Origin of the sequence: Kaistella yonginensis (assembly GCF_030409525.1) — a bacterium.
Lineage (GTDB): Bacteria > Bacteroidota > Bacteroidia > Flavobacteriales > Weeksellaceae > Kaistella > Kaistella yonginensis.
Window position 1 is genome coordinate 82,573 of sequence record NZ_JAUFQB010000007.1, and the last position, 20,224, is coordinate 102,796.

A 20,224-nucleotide genomic window follows, 5' to 3' on the forward strand; every position below is an offset into this window, starting at 1 on the left:
ATTAAATTTCGTTTATTTCTTTTCTCTATTTTTCTTTTGAGCGAGCATCCATTGATACAAGTTCGGATCGGAGTAGGTGGAATCCCAGGAGTTGTGATTATCATCTGGGAAAATGGTCAGCGCTACATTTTTATTCACTTTTTTTATTTCCTGATAAATTTCAATTGAATTCATAGGAGAAACAACATCATCATTACCACCATGAAAAATCTTCATGGGCAGGTCTTTATATTGCGAGGACCTTACTTTCATCAACCGGTCGATGGGAGCGCATACTGGAACGACTGCTGAAAAAACTTCCGGATGTTCCATCGCCAATTTTAAAGTTCCCCAACCGCCCATGGATAAACCAGTGAGCATGATTCGGGAATCATCAATTTGATATTTCTGCTGAATTTCTTTAATTAAATAATAAACCGCTTCTGTATCCCACCAAACATTTGCGGGACATTGCGGTGCTAAAATCGCCACCGGCTCTGGAAACAAATTTTTATAGGTGAAAGGACTGTGTGCTTTTACCAAATCTAAATTGTCACCTCTTTCACCTGATCCGTGCAAAAATACCATGAGCGGTACTTTTCCCTTCACATTTTCCGGATAATCTAAAATATATGAAATTTTTTGTTCCTTTTTGATTTCCTTTTTGAGTTCAGCTTTTATTTCCTGCGCATTCAGTGTCAAATTAAACAATGGAATTGCTAATAATGCATATTTTAATTTCATGAACCTTCAATTTTTAATTATTTTAAATTTTGTACATCCTCTTTATTAACTTTAAAAAAGGGATTGCACCATTTTTTCTATTGTCTCAAAGTTAGAAAATAAAAAATTAAAAGGAATACTTTGTTGATTTAAAATCTAGTTTTTTCAATCCTTGCTTAATTTCGGGCGCATTCATAAATAAATTCCACAGTAAACCGGTTCTGTAATTCTCGATCATGGGCGAAATTGTTCCTTGGTCAATGGCTAAATACCTTGGTGTAAACCAGTTGTCATAGTTGATTGAAGTCGCATCGTAAGGTCCCGCTGACCCAATAAATTCAGGTTTTTCTTGATATAAGAATTTTAAAAACCCCATTGATTCGTTGGGGGTATAGGGAAAACTACTCAGAGCGGCGGTAGGATTAATTACTCCAAAATCATTTTTGGGGGTATGTGCTTTGTAGCCAACACCACCATCATTATTTCTAGTATATCCTGCGGAAAGTCCCCAATAATTTGCTCCATATCCCTTCCAACCTTTTGGATTTTCAACACAATATTTATAATCGATTAAGACTTGATTTCGATTGAGTTCGAAATAGTTAGGAACATATCGATCAGACAAACCTGTGGGGTCTAGGCCAAGATAAGAATAGTGCGCCCAGAATAATGGCCCACCATATTCTTCGGCACCGTTATGTTTTACATACATCGGCAATCCATATTTGGTCTGATCCGTGGTGTACGTTCCGTTTCTGGTCCATCCTTTATAATAGGTGTCTGCATCGATTGGGTGTGTAGGAGAAGAAGCGGCCAAAATATAAGTTATTAACGTTTCATCATATCCTTTTAAAGGAAAATTCATATCCCAACCATAGGTTGGTGACCAATGCCAGTATAGCGTTTTTTCACCACCTCTGGTGTACCAGTTCCATTCTACCCCTTTCCAGAGGTCATCCATTTTTTTGGCAAGTATTTTTTCTTCCTGATTACCATTTTTAAAATATTCTCGTACAGAAATGATGCCCTGAACTAAAAATGCAGTTTCTACTAAATCGCCACCATTATCTTTTTTCCCAAACGGAACTGTTTTTCCAGTTTCACCATTGATCCAATGTGACCAGGCTCCATGATGCCGGTCAGAATTTGCGAGAAAGTTGGCCATGGTCATTAGTCTTTTCACAGCTTCTTTCCGGGGAATAAATTTTCTTTCAACTCCCACCAAAATGGTCATCATGCCAAAACCAGAACCGCCAGTTGTGATCACGTGTTTATCCTTTTGAGGATAGATATGATCTTCATGATAACGCTCTCTTCCCAACATAGAATTTGGTTCAGCATAGTCCCAAAAATAGGTAAGTACTTCTTTTTGTACCTGATCCATCAATTGCAACTCTGTTTTACTATTTAATGTAGCGCCAGAACCATTAGAAATAGGCGTGCTACTCTTACAAGAAATAAACAACGCACTTACTAAACTACTAATAAGAACAATTTTCTTCATGAATATCTCATTACTATTATATTTTTAAATTTAAAACCCATACTTGGTTGAATGGAAGCCCAATTTAATTAATCCATTTTTAATATCAGGTGCATTCATAAATAATTTCCACAGAAACTCTGATTTATGGTTTTCGATCATTGGAGAAATCGGCCCTTGGTCAATTGCTAAATATCTTGGAGTTACCCAATTAAAATGAACCGAATAGGCATCATAGGGACCTGCAACACCGATATATTTTGTATAATTTTCATTATATAAAAACCTTAAGTAATCCATGCTTTCTGCGGGAGTATATGGCATGCTCGAGATTGCAGCAGTCGGAGAAATCACTCCCAAATCATTGTTTGGGCTGTGCGCAGAGTAACCGGTAGTTCCATCTGAATTGCGGCTGTAGCTTGCTGTTAATCCCCAGTTTTTGGTACTATAACCCGCCCAGTTTTTTGGATTTTGTATGGCGTATTGATGCATGATTTTCGCATGATTTGTGGTGGCATCTCCATAATTTACGTAGTCATCTGATAATCCGCGTGGATCTAAACCAAGGAAAGAATAATGCGAGAAAAACATAGGCCCAACGGTTCCGCTTGCTCCATTATGATTAACAAGCAAAGGAATTCCGTATTGTGCTGTTGCGGTTTTTACACCTCCATTTCTGGCCCAACCTTCTTGATAAACGGCTTTATCAATCGCATAATTGGGGGATGCTGCGGCCAAAACATAGGTTAACAAAGTTTCATCATATCCCTGCAATTTATGGTTCATTTGAAAATTATAATTGGGTGACCAATGCCAGTATAGCACATTTTGTCCTTGGGTATACCAATTCCATTCTACCCCTTTCCAAAGGTCATCTGCCTTTTGACTTAGCGCTAATTCTTGTGAATCGGTGGAGTTTTTGAAATATTCCCGAACGCAAATGAGGCCTTGTACCAAAAATGCCGTTTCTACGAGATCTCCCCCATTATCCATCATTCCGAAAGGGATTACCTTTCCGTTGCTCCCATTAATCCAATGCGACCAAGCTCCATGAAAACGATCTGCATTTTGCAAAAAACTTAGGGAAGTTGACAATTTTGAAACTGCCTCTGCACGAGGAATATAGCCATTTCTTAGGCCTGTTAAAAGGGTCATTAATCCGAACCCTGAACCACCGGTTGTAATGACCGCTGCATCTAAGCCAGGGTTATCAGTATGATATCTTTCTCTGGCTAATTTCGAATTTGATTCGGCATATTCCCAAAAATATTTGGTTACACTTCTTTGAGTCATATCGAGGATTTGGGCATCGGTATAATCAGGATTTTTGGGTGGAACAATAATCTCTGGTTTAGGAGGTTGTATATCAGGCTCCCCACTAGAACAACTGCCATAGCTGTAAACTATGGCAGTTGCTAAAAATAGGTTGATGTATTTTTTAAATATCATTTATTTCTTTTTAGTATACAAATTTTGAACATCTGCAGCAGATAAAGCAGTGGTGTACATTCTAAACTGGTCAATGCCGCCAGTCCATGAGTTTTTCAACCAATCTGACGCACCATTTTGCACCTCAGCTGCAGAAAACTCTTGTGGTCCAGCTCCAATTTTCAATCCAGTAATTTTAGAAGATTCTAACTGCACATTTCCATGTCCAGTCCATTCAGAAGTTGTTTTTGGTTGCCCATCTACATACAATTGCATTATAGAAGTACTGCCATTATAGACAAACGCTAAATGATGCCAATTACCGTCATATATTCCTGCTACAAACCCTGTTGGAGCCCAAGGAACCCACTCAAACCATTTTTCTCCTGATGCATCTTTTACAAAGAATTTTACGATTGGTTCCGCAACTGATCCTTCGGTAAGCAAAAACATAGAACCGCCAGACCAGTGATATCCGCTCGCTGCGGGCATACTGAAAATATGATCGGTACCCATATTTCCTTTTTTCGCCCAAACTGAAACGGTAAAACTGCCGGCATTTTGTGCAAAATCATTTGCATTGGTATACTTTACATATTTATATTTTTCTCCTTGGACTGCTTTTCCTGAAATCCCAGCGATGGCCGCTAACGGATTATCTGACGGAAATTTTGCTTTAATACTATCCACGGCATTCATTAAAACATTTGAAGAGGTGCCATCAAAAGCGACATAGAATTTTAATGGTCCACCAGGAACGTTTGCATCTTTCGGATAATTATCCAGATCTGGTCGATCTAGATTTTGGCAGGAGAAAACCAGAAAGGTTATGCTGCACAATCCGAGTATTTTTATAATTTTATTTTTCATTGTGATAATAATTAATAGTTAGGATTTTGAACGAGTACTCCTTGCGATTTATCGATTGCATCTTGCGGAATCGGGAAATATTTATTTCGATCGGTGTAGCCTAAAGGTGCTAGCACAACATTCGCATCATTCCATCGAACCAGGTCATAGAATCGCTCAAACTCCATGGCAAATTCAACTCTTCTCTCGTGTTTGATTGCGTTGCGTATATCCATCTGATTGGAGGCGGTAGTATTTGCCAATCCTGCTCTGATTCTCACTTTGTTTAGATAGCCAGTAGCGGTAGCGGTTTGTCCCAATTCATTGGCAGCTTCCGCAGCGATTAATAAAACATCGGCATATCTTATGAATTTAATATTTTCCCAATGGTTTTTATTTGTGCCATAAAATACTCTTTCCGCTGGGCGAGTATATGCTTTACCATTCCAATATTGTTGTGCCACCACCACTGGAAAAGCAGGCAGAGTTAGACCTGGTGAATTGTAAATATCTGGACCACCAGAAGTTAAAATAGTAGTTTTCTTTCTTAAATCTCCTGCTTCGTAGGCAGCGACCAAGCCTGCAGAGGGAACATTAAAGCCCCATCCTAAATCCCAAGCTCCAGAACCTCTCACGCCTTGAGATTCATAAAAATTATTGGTATATTTTATTGGAGTGTCATATAATTTCTGTACTTCCAAAATAGATTCTTTGGAATTGTTTCCATCTTTAGAAAACTCTGTGTCGTAAGATGGGTTCAATTGATATACATTGGAATTAATAACCACATTTGCAAATTGTAAGGACTTGGCATAATCTTTTTGATACAAGTATAATTTTGCTAAAAGGGTATTTGCTAAGCCTTGATTTGCTCTACCAGTATATGAACTTGGCCATTGAATAGGAAGAATATCTTTTGCTTCGGTTAAATCTTTAATAATTTGTGCATCAACGAGTGCTACGGTACTTTTGGGAGCCACCTCATCTGCAGGTACGGTAATTGTTTTTAGATTGATTGGAATTTCACCAAAATCTCTTCTTAATTCGAAATAAGCAAAGGCCCGAAGCACTTTGGCTTCCGCAATATTAATTGCTGTTCCGGCAGAAGTATCTCCTGAAGCCCCCGCTTCATTGATTAATGCATTGGCATCGAATATTAATTTATAATGTCCGTTCCAATTGCTACCGATATTTCCATTGGTTGCACTGTAGGCAAAATTATTGAACACGTTACCGTCTGTAGCGGCATCAGAAGCTGTACTTCCTTTTTCATTATCATCGGCACGTATACAGTGCGTCCACACATAAGAAAAATCACTTACTCCGCCGTTGGTTCTTAAACTACCATAGAGTCCAAAGACCTTAGCTTCGAATCCACCAACGACTACTTCTTCGCCAACTGGTCTTCCTTCCGGTTTTAAATCTAACCAATCGTCTCCACAACTTTGGAAAGAAAATGCTGCAACAGATAATACGCCGGTCAGCACTATATTTTTAATTATTTTATAATTCATTTTTTTAATTTTTAAAAAGTTGCATTAATTCCAACACTTGATATTCTTGGATTAGGATAGCCACTGCCATTATAGCCGAACTGTACCGCACCTCCACCACCTTCTGGGGTGAAACCATTTACATGATCCCAAGTTTTTAAGTTTTGTACATTAACATATAATTTCAAAGCGGTTAATTTTAAACCTGAAATTAGATCACGATTAAAATTATATCCCATTTGAACATTTCTAATTCTAAAGAAACTACCATCTTCGATCATGTAAGTTGATGCTTGTTGATTGTATCCAGACCCAGAGAAACTTCTTGGTTCCCAGTTGGATGTTCCTGCTCCGGTCCAACGATCCATTCTTTCTTCTCTATAGTTAAATGGTGCGAACGTGTTTCCGTTCCCCCAACTTCTAAAGACTTCATTCCCGTAAACCCCATAGAAATCTGCATTGAGGAACCAACCTTTATAGTCCCCACCTAAACTAAACCCGTAGGTAAAGTCTGGTGTTGGATTTCCAATTACTGTTCTATCCGCTGCAGAAATCTTCCCATCACCATTGATGTCTCTGTATTTAAAATCTCCAGGAGCAACATCTCCAATCGTAGATGCAGCATGTCCTAGAATATCAGCATACGATTGAAATATTCCTTCAACTTCATATCCAAAGAAAGAACCAATTGGTGAACCTTGTTGATAAATTGAGGAACCATAATATCCGATGTAACCATCTTCTAATGTTTGATTAACAAGAGTTTTAGTGGTTGTTAAATTACCATTAAAATAGTAGGTGAAGTTTTCAGCAATCCGGTCGTTCCAGCCAGCAGTAAACTCAAAACCTTTGGCTTCAATTGCACCCGAATTTAAATAGAAACTATTAATGCCATTCACTCTATCGAGTAAACCGTCGGTTTTTTTGTTATAATAGGTTGCTTCCAAAGAAAGTCTTCTTTTTAGCACCGAAGCTTCTATACCAAATTCGTACGATTTTAAATGCTCCCATTTTAAGTCAGGATTAACCACAAAAGCGGGCTCTAATGCAGGATATGCACCACCACCAAATATTCCTGTAGCTCCTGCAACATAATAAGGATAGCCAAAATAATTATAAATCGCATTTTGATTTCCTAAGTCCCCATAAGAACCTTTCAATTTTAAGGTATTAATGAAACTTACATTATTCATGAAGCTCTCTTTTGAAACATCCCAAGCTCCACCAACAGCCCAAAAGGTATCGAATCGATTTCCTGGCGACAGTACAGAAGAGCCATCTCTTCTTAAGGACGCATTTAAAATATATTTATTGGCGTAATTATAGAGTACCCTTCCTAAATATCCGGTTGATCTTTTTCCAAATTGAGCCGTATTTACTGTTTTGGTAGTATCATCAATAAAATCATTATCAAGATACCAGAAGCGAGGGTTATTAGGTATTTGTCCTAATGCTCCACCAATTTTCGCTTTAGCACCTCCAGACATTGAGTTAAAATCTAAATTCGAAGTTTCGAATCCAACCATAACAGTTAAGTCATGTAACCCAAATTTATTCTTGTAGGTCAACAATTGATTTTGTTGAAACTCTATATTTCTATTTTCAAACTGACTTACGCTGGTTCGAGAATTTCCCGAATAAAATGCGGCAGTATTGGTTTCAGGAATATAAATATTAAATATTGGAGTATAGCCACGGCCATTATTTGTGGAATAATTCACAAAATAACTAGACCGGAAGGTAAAGTTTTTAAAAAAATCAAATTCAATATACATATTAGGATTGAATTGTAAATTTCTGTTAATTTGGGTATTCTTAAAACCTTCTACTAATGCCAAAGGATTCCCGATCTGTGCTGCACCAATATCTTGAGGCAAAGAATTATAAAGACCATAAAAATCGCCAGCAACCATATTGATAGGAGAAACGACAGGTGTCGCATTTAATGCACCACCAAACCCTCTTAGTTGTGGCAGTTTTCCGTATGAGCTTGTCATCCCAAAACCTGCTCTCAGATGATCGGTAATTTTAAGATCATCATTAAATTTCATGGTTAAACGAGAATAATCCTCATACTTAATGGAACCCTCTTCTGTCTGATAGCCAAAGGAGAAACTCACTCTGTTTTTTTCACTACCATTTGAAATTGTCACATTATGTTGGCTGAGGATTCCATTTTTTTTGCTAATTTCATTTAACCAATTGGTATCCGCATTAAATAGTCCAAATTTACTATAGGCAGGAAGCCCTTGATATGCCAAATCCTCATTATATAATGTTCGGAATTGTTCTCCATTGGTAATATCGGGTTTATTATCCAAAGATTTTACCCCTAGAGATGAAGTTAAGTTAACCGAAGTCCTCCCACTTTTCCCTCTTTTCGTAGTTACAATAATTGCTCCGTTGGCCCCTCTACTACCAAAAATCGCTAACGAAGATGGATCTTTCAACACTTCTATCGACTCGATATCTGCGGGATTTAAAAAATCAATATTAGAAGCAAAAACACCATCTACAATATAAACAGGTTGTGTTTGACCAATGGTAACGGTTCCTCTAATTCTAACGTCTGCTTGTGAACCTGGTTGCCCAGAATTCACAATTGAAAGTCCGGCGACTTTACCTTGTAAAGAGTTAATCGGGTTAGAGGCAGGTTTATCATTTACCTCCTCACCTTTTACTTTAACAATTGAACCGGTAAGGTCTCTTTTCTTCGCGGTTCCATATCCGATTACCACCACTTCCTCGATTTGTGTCTCTTTGGTTGCGGTGTCTTTTCGAGTTTCCTGCGCACTGACATTGATACCGAAGTATAATGCAGCGATTAAGCAAGGGTACTTCAAATTGCGATTTTTCATATATAGATTTTTATCTTTTGCTGTTTTCTAAAAAATATTACCTGATCTTTTAATAATCAAATGTAATTATTTTTCAACAACAATGTTAAGAATAATATAAATTTATTTAAAGTAATGTTAAAATATATTTAAATTTATGGCGTGTTATTTGACAGCAAAACAATAATTAAATTAAACAAACACTTAAAACAATGAGAAAAAACACCATTTTAGTCGCAGCCATGGCCATCACGACAATCGGAACAACTGCCCAATCTTGCGTCGCACTTGCTACATCTAGTGTGGGTTTAGCCGTATTAAAACAAATTTTATTAGGTGGAATCACAAAAGGTTTAAACATTTTCAGTGATAAGGACAGTTTCATGGCAAATCAATTAATTGATGCGGCCTTACCTCAACAATTAAGAGAAATAAATTCAACTTTAGAAAAATTTGGTTTAAAAAATTTGGTTCAAAAAGAAAAAGAATATATTGCTAGGGCTGCAGCCTTCACGGTTGATACCTCGAGACCCATTTTAACAAATGCGGTGAATTCTTTAACCGCAGAAGATGCGGCAAGAATCGTACAAGGCGGTAGTGGCGTAGCTACACAAATATTAAAAGAACGAACCTCAGCCCAACTAATGGATGCGATTGCACCGAAAGTTGATGCAAAACTGAATGAGTTTGGATTGGTACAATCTTTAAATTCAGCATTATCAGGAACAAATGTCCTGGGAAGTATTTTTGGCGGACAAAACTCCAATAATCTAGCCACCAATGCCATTAGTAAATTAGCCGCTCAGCAGATGGTGAATGGTCTTTTTAATATTATTGAAAACCACGAACAGCAAAACTCAACCACAATTCTTAATTCACTTACCGGAGCCAGATAAAAATATATTTTAACTATCTTTGAAGTCTGGTGTAAGCCAGACTTTTTTAACTATAAACCATCACAATATGTCAAACAGTTGTAACTTGGGCGACCCAAATAATCCTGATCATTTCTACGCTTCTCTAAAAGAGAAACTTGAGGCGACCCACAACTTTCCCGAGGATTACCAATTCAAATTCATTGTTTTAAATGAAGAGAAAAAAATTACAGAAATTTATCGTGTTTTTGATGATATGCAATTCACACTCAAAACAAGAGACAGTAAAAATGCGAAGTATACCTCGCTGAGTATTACTGCTTTTGTACTCGATGCCGAACAGGTCATCTCGGTCTATAAAAAAGTGGGCGAAATCGAAGGCGTAATGTCTTTATAAATCTACAGTATGAATATTTTAATCACCGGTGGAACAGGGGTGGTCGGCCGCAATTTGGTTGCGAAACTTACAGAAAAGCAGCATCAGGTAAGGATTTTAACCCGCTCAAAAACTGAAGAAGAAAATGAATTCTATTGGAATATCATTGAAAAAGAAATCGATGAAAAGGCGTTTGAAAATTTAGACTGCATCATTCATTTAGCAGGGGCAAATATCAGTGAAAGATGGACCGAAGAGTACAAAAAAGAAATGCTCTCTAGTAGAATTGATTCTGCAAATTTACTCTATAAATATTGTGTAAAGAAAAATATTCACTTAAAATCGTTCCTCTCTGCCTCGGGAATTAATTATTACGGAACATTTACCTCTGATCAAATTTTAACCGAAGAATCCGGGATTTTACAACACGACTTTTTGGCAAAACTTTGCGAGGACTGGGAAGCTGCTGCAGATCAGTTTTCTACGATAGCAGACCGGGTTGTTTGTTTAAGAACAGCAGTAGTTCTGGCAAAATCAGGAGGCGCTTTTCCCATGTTGAAAAAAACCGTCGATTTGAACATTGCTTCTGCGGTGGGTTCAGGTAAACAATGGATGAATTGGATTCATATAGACGACTTGGTTAATCTTTACGTGGCTGCGGTTGAAAATGTAGAAATTACGGGAAAATATAACGCAGTGGCTGACGAAATTCCTACGAATAAAGATTTTATGAAAAAGCTTGCCAAAGTTTCTCGGAAATTTTTTCTACCTTTTAATGTTCCTGCGTTTGTAATGAAATCGGTTTTTGGTGAAATGAGCTCAATCATTTTGGAAGGTACCCGCGCAGACAATAAAAAAATCAAATCGCTGGGATTTGATTTTAAATATGCACATCTTAAGGACGCATTTGATGATCTGATTTAAAATAAATTTTAAAAATCTCTAAGACTATTTCATTTACAACGATCATTTTTCAATAAAGAATTTTACATTTTCTAATGGTCGGCCAATCATTGCCACAGAACCTTTAATAATGATTGGTCTTTGGATTAAATCTGGATGTTGCAACAGGATTTGAATTAAATCGTCATCGCTTAGATTTTGATCGCGAAATTGCTCTTTGTAAATTTTGTCGTTCGTTCTTACTAAATCTTGGACAGAACAATGGAGTTTTTTCAAAACTGTTCGAAGTTCCAGCTCGCTTAAAGGTTCATTTATAATATCGATAATTTCAAAAGCAACCCCATTTTCATCGAGATATTCTAGAATACCTCGACTTTTCGAACAGGAATTATTATGAAGAATTTTAATCATTTTTTTGGGATTTAAAAGATTGGCCCTACCATTTGGATAGGTTCAAAAAAATCAGATTATTTATTCTTCGTCGATTTATATCAAAGGAGTTTTAAAATAATCCGTGCAATTCAGTTTCAATTCGTTCAAGAATTAAGCCGAAATCCTCCGGTCTTTCGACAAAGTCTAAATCATCAACTTCGATAATTAATAATTTACCTTCTTGATATTCAGAAATCCAGCTTTCATATTTCTGGTTGAGTTTCGATAGATACTCTATTGAAATTGAAGCTTCATAATCACGCCCTCGTTTGTAAATTTTCTTGACCAAATTTGGAACATCTGACTTTAAATAAATTAACAAATCTGGTGCCGAAACAAAACTCTTCATTAAATTAAAAACAGAAGAATAATTCTTGAAATCACGATCACTCAACAAATCCATATCATTTAGATTTTCTGCAAAAATATGGGCATCTTCATAGATTGTGCGGTCTTGAATAATGTTTTTACCACTGTCGCGAATTTCTTTAACTTGGCGAAATCTGCTTCCCAAGAAATATATTTGCAGTGCAAAACTCCATTTGCTCATATCGGCATAGAAATCCTCTAAGTAGGGATTATGATCTACATCTTCAAACTGCGCTTCCCAACCGTAATGCTTTGACAACATGGTCGTCAAAGTGGTTTTTCCTGCGCCAATATTTCCTGTAACCGCAATATGCATTTCTAAATTTTATTTAATGAATCAGTAATTTATTATCGAAAAGTTGGTGAATTAAATTAATAATCAACTTTTATTATTAGTTAATAATTCAACTAAAAGAATAATTGTTATTTAATTTCGACCTCTTTCTCGATGGGGTAAAGATAAAGTTTGTTCTCTTTGATAACAAAATAAGTAGCAGAGTTTTTATCCACAATTTGTGAATTTTCAGCTGTAAAAATTGTTTTTAAAGTTTGTTGCTCGATTTTACGGATGGTGCTTTTAGAAATAATAAGTATTTCATTATTTTCACGACGAAGTTTTCGGGCGTCCTGAGTTGCAAATTCTAAAATTTTCTCTGATTTAAAATTATAAACCAACAAGTGGTCATCATATAAAATATAAACCTTCTTTTCAAAAACCAAAAAATCTCTAATATTTTCAAAATTGATCTTCATCGTAAAAGAATGAACTGCGCGATCGTCTCGAAAATTATATTGGATTAAGCGTTTTGTGCTTTCATCCAACACCCAGGCTTGTTGTAAATCTTCAACATATGCAGCGCTGATAAAACCAAATTTCTGTCGGAAATTGAGGGTTTGAATTTCGTTTAAATTTTGATCAAAAAACTTTAATTCTTGAGCATTTTCTGAGAACGAGGGAATATTTAAAGGATTTTGTACGGATTGAATACGAAAGGGCAAGGTTAACATCAATTTCGCTTGCTGTTTGCCAAGCGAATCAAATTTTATAAAACTAAAATCTTTGTTTTGATAGAGATAGATATTGCCGTAATCATCTACGAAAAGATCTTTAGAGGTTTCTAACCTAAAAGTATCAAACGTGAGTGTTTTCTGTGCAGCGAGTGAACAAAATAAAAATAAGCAGATCGTTTTAGCAATGTTCAGCATTTAATTATTTTACCGAAATCTCATAAATTTTAGACCATAGCTTCCCGGTAACCAACATATTATCACCTTTGAAGGCGATGCCATTTAACACATCATTGGTTTCATCCTTGGTATTAATTTTTGCAATTTCAGTGAAATCAAATTTACCCACAACTTCACCATTCGCGGGATTAATTTTGAGAATAATTGGCTTCTGCCACACATTTGCATAAATAAATCCTTTGTGATATTCCAGCTCATTCAGTTGATCGAAAGCTTCTGTATGACCTGCAACTGAAATATAACGAACCATTTTAGAAGGATCAGAAGAATTCAGGAAATAAATATTTTTGGTTCCGTCTGAGGCAATCAGATTTTTCCCATCATAAGTTAAACCCCAACCCTCGCCCATCACGTTAGGATAAGGAAATTCGCTAACTAATTTTAAAGAATTTTTATCGTAAACAAATCCTATTTTATTTCGCCATGTTAATTGATAAATTTTGTCGCCAACAATTGCACAGCCTTCAGAAAACACATCATTTCCTTGTTTTGTTTCTGCAATCGGCGTGGTATTTCCTAAAGTATATTTCCAAATTCGGGATTCTCCCATTTGCCCGTCTGACTCATAAATGGTGTTGCCCTCCAATAGAAAACCTTGGGTAAAACTTTTGGAATCGTGCGGATATTCTTTAATGATTTCATAGGTTAAATTCGCTTCTGGATTTTTGGCAAAAACATTAATTGTAGCATCTTGGTTTAATACTTCACCTCCCTTTTTGGTAATGTTAAACGTAACAGGATTGTCGCCTAAAGTAAAGAATGCAGGATCGACCACGAGTTTCGAGGTTTCCTTGTCACCGAAACTAATGGAAATGGATTCTGCATTTTCAGTAACTTCTTTTGGCAGCTCCAGTACATCACCAAAATGATATCCTTTGCTTTCCATCGAAAGGTTATAGTCATTTAAAGTGTTGAGTATTTCTTTATCTTTATTACAAGAACTAAGAAAAACAAGGGCAAAAACGGTGCAGAGCAGTCTAATTTTCATTAAATAAAATTTTTTCAAAAATACTGAAATTTAATAACACCTAGCGAGCGAATTATGAAATGAAAAAATTATCCAACAAAATAATAATTATATTTGTTTTCTTATTGATTTTAAAATGAAAAAAACACTTGCTCTACTTACTTTCGTTTCGGGACTTATATCTGCTCAAGAATTTACGAAACAAGATACCTTGAAAGGTTCTAATACCGAATTTCGAAATTTCTGGGATGTAAAGAAGTATGAAATTACAGTGGAACCCAAATTTGTAGACCAATCGGTTTCTGGACAAAACAAAATTACATTTGAAATTACAAAAGATGTAACCAACCCGGTATTTCAAATTGATCTGCAGCAACCCATGAATTATAAAATTATTGCTACTGATGAGAAACTATGTGCTTCCAGAAGAGAAGGTGATTTTATCTTCATTGAAACGAAAAAAGCCTACAAAAAAGGAGAAATTCACACCTTTACCCTTCAATTTTTTGGGCATCCAATTGTAGCTAAGAATGCGCCGTGGGACGGTGGTTGGGTTTTCAAAAAAGATGATATGGGAAATCCCTGGATGTCAGTTGCTCAAGAAGGAATTGGCACTTCGGTTTGGTTGCCTACAAAAGATTTGTGGAGTGACGAGCCGGATCATGGGATGATTATGAAAATTATTACTCCTAAAGATTTGGTCGGTGTTGGAAATGGTAAATTGATTGCAAAAACCACGGAAAAAGACAAAAGCACCTACACTTGGGAGGTAAAGAATCCTATTAACCTGTACTCTATTGTGCCTAATGTTGGGAAATATGTAAATTTTAAAGAAACCTATTCAGGTGAGAAAGGACCGCTTGATTTAGATTATTGGGTCTTAGATTATAATTTAGATAAAGCCAAAAAGCAATTTCAACAAGTAAAACCCATGATGAAAGCTTTTGAATATTGGTTTGGTCCTTATCCTTTTTATGAAGATTCCTATAAATTGGTAGAAAGTCCTTATCTTGGAATGGAACATCAAAGTTCGGTTGCTTACGGAAATAATTATGAAAATGGGTATTTGGGTCGTGATTTATCTGGAACAGGTGTCGGTTTAAATTGGGATTTCATCATCGTACATGAAAGTGGGCATGAATGGTTTGCCAACAACATCACCGCCAAAGACAAAGCGGATATGTGGATTCACGAAGGATTTACCAACTATTCTGAAACATTATTTGTAGAACAGTATATGGATAAAGTGTCGGCGGAAAAATACGTAGTTGGGATCCGAAGAAACATTGCCAATGACAAACCGATTATCGGGCCTTATGGCTTAGGGAAATCAGGGAGCAGCGATATGTATTATAAAGGTTCAAATATGATTCATACTATTCGACAGGTCATCAATAATGATGAAAAGTTCAGACAAATATTGCGAGGCCTGAACGCTGATTTTTACCATCAAACAGTGACTACAAAACAGGTTGAAGATTATATTTCTGAAAAATCTGGCATTGATTTCTCTACGGTTTTTGATCAATATTTAAGAACCACACCAATTCCAACTTTAGAATATTCACAGAACGGAAATGAACTCAAATACCGATATACGAACACGGTAAAAAATTTAAAATTACCAATTAGAATTAATGATAATCAAGAGATTAGTCCCACCCAGAATTGGCAAACCATAAAATTATCTGCTGCTGGTCTGGTTCGATTTGACTCCAATTATTATATTAATTATTCGGCAAAGTAATAACTTTAAAAGATAACTTACCGACGTAAATACCACAAAAAATGCCGCTCTTTTTATGAACGGCAATTTTCTTTCTCTTTTAAGATTTTTAATTGTTACAATATAAAATATCTGAAACTTTCAGCCGCTGACTTCCTGTATTTGCAGGCACCGCAACATCATCAGAAGGGATATAATTAACAAAATTTAGAGAACTTGGGACGTAAATCCGCACCGTCATTTGCTTGTAACCATGAGGTTGATAAGAAGTCCAGTATCCTTTGGGGTGCAAACCCCAGCTTCCGTATGAAATTTCAGATGTTACCGGATTTACGCCGCCAAGTAAGGCCAATCGCTCCAATTCTGCATAACTGGATGAAGAGGAGCTGAAGAAATTTCTAATTTTATTTTCCGCTTCTAATACCGTTTGCACAGCAGGTGGCAAATTTCTTTTGGCTTTAGACATCACACTTGGCGGAACGAAGTCTAAACCCATTTTAGATAATGAAAGCAATTCGTTTTTACTTAAAAGGCGGGTGGCTGCCAACTGCATATCTGGGCTCATATTTTTAAAACTAGATTTTGCGATAATTCCCCAAACTAATGCCTGCACGGTTTGTTGCGGAATATCTTGATTGGTGTACCAATTTTTAATTAGTGAACTGATGAGGTCTTTTTTCTGACCTTTCAATGGTGCATACAAATAACCGTCTCCTTTGCTTGGTGCATACGTTCCGGCATGCATACAAAAGCTTTTCAGTTCTATGGTATAAAATCCAGGTTTTAAAGCATATCCATCCGTGGCAGAAAAAGTGGCATTGCACAGATTGGTATATTTTTCATTGACCCCAAAGTCGGGATTTTTAACATCGACTTTATTGCAATCTTTAAAATTAGTGGTAATCGCTTCCGTAGTTATTGCGTCTATTACTTTGTCTCCTACCAGATGAGTGGCTTTATCTTTTACCTTGTCTTTTAATAAATCGAAAATTTGAGAATTAGCGAAAAATGAACTTAAAAGGAAAAAAAGAAGTATAAACTTTTTCATAATTAATTCGTTTTAATATACTTAGCTACGAAATTATGTAAATTAATCAGAAAAAACCACCGTCTTTTAACCCTATTTTTAAAAAAATAAAAATCTTATGGAGCCCTAAGAATTTTTCATGGTAATTCTAAAAGTGGTTCCTACCCCAATTTCAGTATGTGCTATTTTTATATCGCCTCGATGGTATTCTTTAACCACTCTTTTTGCTAGCGACAAGCCCAATCCCCAACCTCTTTTCTTTGTAGAATAACCTGCTTTAAAAGCATTTCCTGCCTGACTTCGGGACATTCCCGAGCCGGAATCTTTGAAATCAATGACGATATTTTTGTTTTTTTCGTAGAGTTCTATTTCAAGCCTGCCCTCGCCTTTCATAGAATCAACCGCATTTTTTACGATATTTTCTATTACCCAACTTAGCAGGATTCTGCTGTGCGGAATGAGCAATTGCTCTTTGGGTAAGATGAGCATAAAATTGACCTTTTTCGAAATTCTGGATTTCAAATAGTCGTAATTTTGTTGTATTGTTTCATTAATATTAAGATCATTCAATTCCGGAACAGATCCAATTTTAGAAAATCGTTCAGAAATTGTTTTAAGTCGATTAATATCATTTTCAATTTCTTTTACCCCGTCGCTATTTTCATTTTCCATCCTTAGAATCTCGATCCATCCAATCATCGAAGATAGTGGTGTTCCGATTTGATGGGCTGTTTCTTTCGCCAGACCAGCCCACACGTAGCCTTCATCTGTTTTTTTAATGGTTCTAAGAAACCAAAATGAAAAGAAAATATACGCCAAAATAAGACTGCCTAAAATGTAAGGAGAATACCTTAAATTATTCAATAAATCCGAGTTGGTATAGTAAACATATTGGTTATTTCCATCGGGCATTTGCAATTCAATAGGTTTATAGGATCCCGCCATTTTATTGACTAAATCTTGCATTTTCTTGGGATTATTTTGAATGGTTTCCGGTATATTTCTTTGGAAGTCTAACCCTAGTGGCTTTTTATTCTTGTCGGTTACAATAACGGGAATGGTATTGTTTGATTCATTGATTCGTAAAATCAAATCTAAAGTCATCGGATCTTCGATGATTTCGTTTTGCTGATATTTTATAGTCGTCGCAAAAAGTTCAATCCTTTTAATTTCCTCTTTACGCAAATAATCGATTAGAATCACCGAGGCAACCACGACTCCAGCAATTGCAGAGGTGAGCAAGATATAGATAATCCAATTGTTAAGTTTTGAAAAAATTCCTCTTTTCTTCATCGTACGAAAATACAACTATTTTAAAATGTTCAGCACTTGGTAAAGTGCATCACTGATATTACCGCCTTGGTAATTATTAACAATGATGGCAAAAACATATTTTTTTCCATTTTTCGCGCTATGGTAGCCTGCAAAAGATTTGGTATCTTTCATGGTTCCACTTTTCATTTTCATACCATTTCCTTGGGTGGGGAAACCCTCAAAAAATTCATTAAACCACGGTTGCTTTTTACTCCACAACAGTGCCTGGACTTCTGCTTTGGCGGAAACATAATTTTGGGGAGAAAGTCCGCTTCCATCAGCAAAGTTGATCATCGAAGAATGAATTCCTTTGCCTTTCCAAAATTCTTTTAAATAAGAAATACCGGCTTCAAAACTCCCTTCATTTTTCTTTTCTTTACCCAAGGTTTTAATTAAAGTTTCTCCATAAAAATTCACGCTTTTTCGCATAAACCAAAAGATTATTTTATCCAAAGTCGGCGATTTATACTCCAATAAAAGATTATTTTTCGGAATGATTAATTTATTTTCACCCGCGATTTTTTGCTGTGACGTAGAGGTTATTTTCCCCTGGAATTCGATGCCCGATTCTTCCAACCACTTTTGAATTTCCACTCCCAAAGTTAACGGTGGATTTGGTGTAGAACCCGAAACAGTTATCGATTTGGCTGGCAATTTTCCGTTAATATAGGCGACCTCAGAATGGGGTGAAGTAAAAATAAGGCTTTGATCAGCGCTTCCGCCCGTTGTAACCTCATTCACCCATCTTACCTGTGGTAATTCTACATTTACTTTTTTAATTTCGCCACCAACCAGTTGCATATCGAACTGATTTTCGCGCCAGTTTACGCCCCAAACTCCGGCTCCGTAATAGTTCCCGAGATCATTCCAAGGCCATCCTCCGGGAATGGTTTGAAAATCAAAATAAGAATCATCGATAATTAAGTCGCCATTGATGGTAGAAATTCCTTTTTCTTTTAAAGACTGAATTAATTTCTGTTTAAAGTTTTCAGGTTTATAGCCGTCATATCGCCAACTTCCCAAAGTGGGATCACCGGTCGAGGTTATATACAGATTACCCGATAAAGAACCAGAAGATAAAGTGCCGGAATAATAGGCGGAAGTCACATATTGATAGTCCTTACCTAATGTTTCTAAAGCTGCGGCAGCAGAAAAAATCTTTTGCGTAGAAGCACTAGAAAGACCTTTGTTGCCATTCATTTCATAGATGAGGTTGCCATTTTCATCCGCGACATAAATCGATAAATTTGCAGCGTAGGCAGGTGCAGAGCTTAACAGTTTCTTGGTCGTACTCTCTAAATTTTGGGCAATATTTTGGGTGAAATAAGTTTGCGATATAAGCAGTATAAATGGAATTAATTTCATCATAAGAATATTTTGATTTCAAATATAAAGAAATATAATTTTTTATGGGGTAAAATAAAGAACATTAGAAGATTGCTATTTTAATGAATAGACAATAAGAATGAATTTCGCTTGCATATTTGACAAAATTTTCGTAAACTTTGTATTATAAATTTAAAATAATTAACCATGGCATCAATAATCACTGGCTTATTTCAAAGCCAAAATCAGTCTAGCACGATTGGCCAAGACTTAGAAAATGCAGGTATTCTAAATGAAGATTACATCTTATACATGCATGATGAAAAAATTAATAAGGATATAAAAACCTCGGTTTGGCAGTCTTTTTTTAAAGATAAAACCCAACTAGAAGATGATAGTTTAGTGGTTAGCGTAAAAGTTAAAGATCCTGGTGAAATTGAAAAAATTAAAGAGGTATTCTCCAAAAACAAATGTATTCATCAAAATTATTTTGAAAATATAAAATTTCGCGCCTCACAATCATTGGAATATTTAAAAAAAATAGTTGCCCTGCGTGCCAGAGCTGAGATTTATAATTCACCTGGCATTAATTACCGCGGCCAATCGACCGGCATTAATTCCGAGGTTACCTTTGGTAATTCTAAGCCAGAGTAATAATTCCGTTTCAACTTTCAGGAAAGGTTTTTTAGAATAATTTTCTAATTAAAATTCATTTTTTTGAGAGGATTAATTCTCTTCGATTTGTTTCGTCGTTTTTTGCCATTGGAAACGAAAGGTTCACTATTTAACATTTTAATCGTACAAAACATATAGTTTTTAAACTTTAAGATTTAAATTGATCCTCGAAACCGTCTGCTGGAAAACCGTTA

The 20,224-nt window shown here is 36.0% G+C and carries 18 protein-coding genes; 5 read left to right on the top strand and 13 right to left on the bottom strand.

The annotated features are described in order from the left end of the window. Positions 1–12: 12 nt before the first annotated feature. The 6 genes from QWY78_RS02570 to QWY78_RS02595 all read right to left on the bottom strand — a co-directional run bounded on the left by QWY78_RS02570 (position 13) and on the right by QWY78_RS02595 (position 8,813). Positions 13–723, bottom strand: coding sequence for a carboxylesterase family protein (locus QWY78_RS02570; RefSeq protein ID WP_290216281.1), 711 nt, complete (start codon positions 721–723; stop codon positions 13–15). 106 nt (positions 724–829) lie between these two features. Beyond that, the gene (locus QWY78_RS02575; RefSeq protein ID WP_290216284.1) at positions 830–2,206 is read right to left on the bottom strand and encodes a glucoamylase family protein; all 1,377 of its coding nucleotides are present in this window, start codon (positions 2,204–2,206) and stop codon (positions 830–832) included. 30 nt (positions 2,207–2,236) lie between these two features. Further along, positions 2,237–3,634: a glucoamylase family protein gene (locus tag QWY78_RS02580; RefSeq protein ID WP_290216285.1), complete on the bottom strand. Its 1,398-nt coding sequence runs from the start codon at positions 3,632–3,634 to the stop codon at positions 2,237–2,239. Further along, positions 3,635–4,483, bottom strand: coding sequence for a LamG domain-containing protein (locus tag QWY78_RS02585; protein WP_290216286.1), 849 nt, complete (start codon positions 4,481–4,483; stop codon positions 3,635–3,637). 11 nt (positions 4,484–4,494) lie between these two features. Further along, positions 4,495–5,976, bottom strand: coding sequence for a RagB/SusD family nutrient uptake outer membrane protein (locus QWY78_RS02590; RefSeq protein ID WP_290216287.1), 1,482 nt, complete (start codon positions 5,974–5,976; stop codon positions 4,495–4,497). Between the two features lie 11 nt (positions 5,977–5,987). After that, on the bottom strand, positions 5,988–8,813 hold the full coding sequence (locus QWY78_RS02595) for a SusC/RagA family TonB-linked outer membrane protein (protein WP_290216289.1): 2,826 nt from the start codon (positions 8,811–8,813) through the stop codon (positions 5,988–5,990). A 191-nt stretch (positions 8,814–9,004) separates the two neighbouring features. Here QWY78_RS02595 and QWY78_RS02600 point away from each other — a divergent pair, with 191 nt between their 5' ends. The 3 genes from QWY78_RS02600 to QWY78_RS02610 all read left to right on the top strand — a co-directional run bounded on the left by QWY78_RS02600 (position 9,005) and on the right by QWY78_RS02610 (position 10,967). After that, the gene (locus QWY78_RS02600; RefSeq protein ID WP_290216291.1) at positions 9,005–9,688 is read left to right on the top strand and encodes a DUF4197 family protein; all 684 of its coding nucleotides are present in this window, start codon (positions 9,005–9,007) and stop codon (positions 9,686–9,688) included. 67 nt (positions 9,689–9,755) lie between these two features. Then, on the top strand, positions 9,756–10,064 hold the full coding sequence (locus tag QWY78_RS02605) for a DUF493 domain-containing protein (RefSeq protein ID WP_290216293.1): 309 nt from the start codon (positions 9,756–9,758) through the stop codon (positions 10,062–10,064). Between the two features lie 9 nt (positions 10,065–10,073). Beyond that, positions 10,074–10,967: a TIGR01777 family oxidoreductase gene (locus tag QWY78_RS02610; protein WP_290216295.1), complete on the top strand. Its 894-nt coding sequence runs from the start codon at positions 10,074–10,076 to the stop codon at positions 10,965–10,967. Between the two features lie 42 nt (positions 10,968–11,009). Here the strand turns inward: QWY78_RS02610 and QWY78_RS02615 are convergent, their stop codons facing one another. From QWY78_RS02615 to QWY78_RS02630, 4 genes are all read right to left on the bottom strand, one after another. Continuing rightward, a complete protein-coding gene (locus tag QWY78_RS02615) occupies positions 11,010–11,357 on the bottom strand; it encodes an ArsC/Spx/MgsR family protein (RefSeq protein WP_290216297.1) in 348 nt (115 codons plus the stop codon). 91 nt (positions 11,358–11,448) lie between these two features. Further along, the gene (locus QWY78_RS02620; RefSeq protein WP_290216299.1) at positions 11,449–12,063 is read right to left on the bottom strand and encodes a deoxynucleoside kinase; all 615 of its coding nucleotides are present in this window, start codon (positions 12,061–12,063) and stop codon (positions 11,449–11,451) included. Positions 12,064–12,170: 107 nt separating this feature from the next. Further along, positions 12,171–12,953 (bottom strand): hypothetical protein, encoded by a 783-nt coding sequence (locus tag QWY78_RS02625; RefSeq protein ID WP_290216301.1) that lies wholly within the window; start codon positions 12,951–12,953, stop codon positions 12,171–12,173. Positions 12,954–12,957: 4 nt separating this feature from the next. Further along, positions 12,958–13,983 (bottom strand): glutaminyl-peptide cyclotransferase, encoded by a 1,026-nt coding sequence (locus QWY78_RS02630; protein WP_290216303.1) that lies wholly within the window; start codon positions 13,981–13,983, stop codon positions 12,958–12,960. Positions 13,984–14,098: 115 nt separating this feature from the next. Between QWY78_RS02630 and QWY78_RS02635 the strand changes: the two genes are divergently transcribed. After that, a complete protein-coding gene (locus tag QWY78_RS02635) occupies positions 14,099–15,709 on the top strand; it encodes a M1 family metallopeptidase (RefSeq protein ID WP_290216306.1) in 1,611 nt (536 codons plus the stop codon). An 88-nt stretch (positions 15,710–15,797) separates the two neighbouring features. Here the strand turns inward: QWY78_RS02635 and QWY78_RS02640 are convergent, their stop codons facing one another. The 3 genes from QWY78_RS02640 to dacB form a co-directional block, all read right to left on the bottom strand. After that, on the bottom strand, positions 15,798–16,736 hold the full coding sequence (locus tag QWY78_RS02640) for a hypothetical protein (protein WP_290216308.1): 939 nt from the start codon (positions 16,734–16,736) through the stop codon (positions 15,798–15,800). Between the two features lie 105 nt (positions 16,737–16,841). Continuing rightward, positions 16,842–18,008, bottom strand: a complete 1,167-nt coding sequence (locus tag QWY78_RS02645; protein ID WP_290216310.1) for a sensor histidine kinase — start codon at positions 18,006–18,008, stop codon at positions 16,842–16,844. Positions 18,009–18,023: 15 nt separating this feature from the next. Then, a complete protein-coding gene (gene dacB / locus QWY78_RS02650; RefSeq protein WP_435389035.1) occupies positions 18,024–19,397 on the bottom strand; it encodes a D-alanyl-D-alanine carboxypeptidase/D-alanyl-D-alanine endopeptidase in 1,374 nt (457 codons plus the stop codon). Positions 19,398–19,562: 165 nt separating this feature from the next. Between dacB and QWY78_RS02655 the strand changes: the two genes are divergently transcribed. Continuing rightward, positions 19,563–20,009, top strand: a complete 447-nt coding sequence (locus QWY78_RS02655) for a hypothetical protein (RefSeq protein ID WP_290216312.1) — start codon at positions 19,563–19,565, stop codon at positions 20,007–20,009. Positions 20,010–20,224: the final 215 nt, after the last annotated feature.

Excerpts from the sequence above, each read along its gene's own strand:
- QWY78_RS02570 (WP_290216281.1), bottom strand. The coding sequence starts at position 723 with ATGAAATTAAAATATGCATTATTAGCAATTCCATTGTTTAATTTGACA.
- QWY78_RS02575 (WP_290216284.1), bottom strand. The coding sequence starts at position 2,206 with ATGAAGAAAATTGTTCTTATTAGTAGTTTAGTAAGTGCGTTGTTTATT.
- QWY78_RS02580 (WP_290216285.1), bottom strand. The coding sequence starts at position 3,634 with ATGATATTTAAAAAATACATCAACCTATTTTTAGCAACTGCCATAGTT.
- QWY78_RS02585 (WP_290216286.1), bottom strand. The coding sequence starts at position 4,483 with ATGAAAAATAAAATTATAAAAATACTCGGATTGTGCAGCATAACCTTT.
- QWY78_RS02590 (WP_290216287.1), bottom strand. The coding sequence starts at position 5,976 with ATGAATTATAAAATAATTAAAAATATAGTGCTGACCGGCGTATTATCT.
- QWY78_RS02595 (WP_290216289.1), bottom strand. The coding sequence starts at position 8,813 with ATGAAAAATCGCAATTTGAAGTACCCTTGCTTAATCGCTGCATTATAC.
- QWY78_RS02600 (WP_290216291.1), top strand. The coding sequence starts at position 9,005 with ATGAGAAAAAACACCATTTTAGTCGCAGCCATGGCCATCACGACAATC.
- QWY78_RS02605 (WP_290216293.1), top strand. The coding sequence starts at position 9,756 with ATGTCAAACAGTTGTAACTTGGGCGACCCAAATAATCCTGATCATTTC.
- QWY78_RS02610 (WP_290216295.1), top strand. The coding sequence starts at position 10,074 with ATGAATATTTTAATCACCGGTGGAACAGGGGTGGTCGGCCGCAATTTG.
- QWY78_RS02615 (WP_290216297.1), bottom strand. The coding sequence starts at position 11,357 with ATGATTAAAATTCTTCATAATAATTCCTGTTCGAAAAGTCGAGGTATT.
- QWY78_RS02620 (WP_290216299.1), bottom strand. The coding sequence starts at position 12,063 with ATGCATATTGCGGTTACAGGAAATATTGGCGCAGGAAAAACCACTTTG.
- QWY78_RS02625 (WP_290216301.1), bottom strand. The coding sequence starts at position 12,953 with ATGCTGAACATTGCTAAAACGATCTGCTTATTTTTATTTTGTTCACTC.
- QWY78_RS02630 (WP_290216303.1), bottom strand. The coding sequence starts at position 13,983 with ATGAAAATTAGACTGCTCTGCACCGTTTTTGCCCTTGTTTTTCTTAGT.
- QWY78_RS02635 (WP_290216306.1), top strand. The coding sequence starts at position 14,099 with ATGAAAAAAACACTTGCTCTACTTACTTTCGTTTCGGGACTTATATCT.
- QWY78_RS02640 (WP_290216308.1), bottom strand. The coding sequence starts at position 16,736 with ATGAAAAAGTTTATACTTCTTTTTTTCCTTTTAAGTTCATTTTTCGCT.
- QWY78_RS02645 (WP_290216310.1), bottom strand. The coding sequence starts at position 18,008 with ATGAAGAAAAGAGGAATTTTTTCAAAACTTAACAATTGGATTATCTAT.
- dacB (WP_435389035.1), bottom strand. The coding sequence starts at position 19,397 with ATGATGAAATTAATTCCATTTATACTGCTTATATCGCAAACTTATTTC.
- QWY78_RS02655 (WP_290216312.1), top strand. The coding sequence starts at position 19,563 with ATGGCATCAATAATCACTGGCTTATTTCAAAGCCAAAATCAGTCTAGC.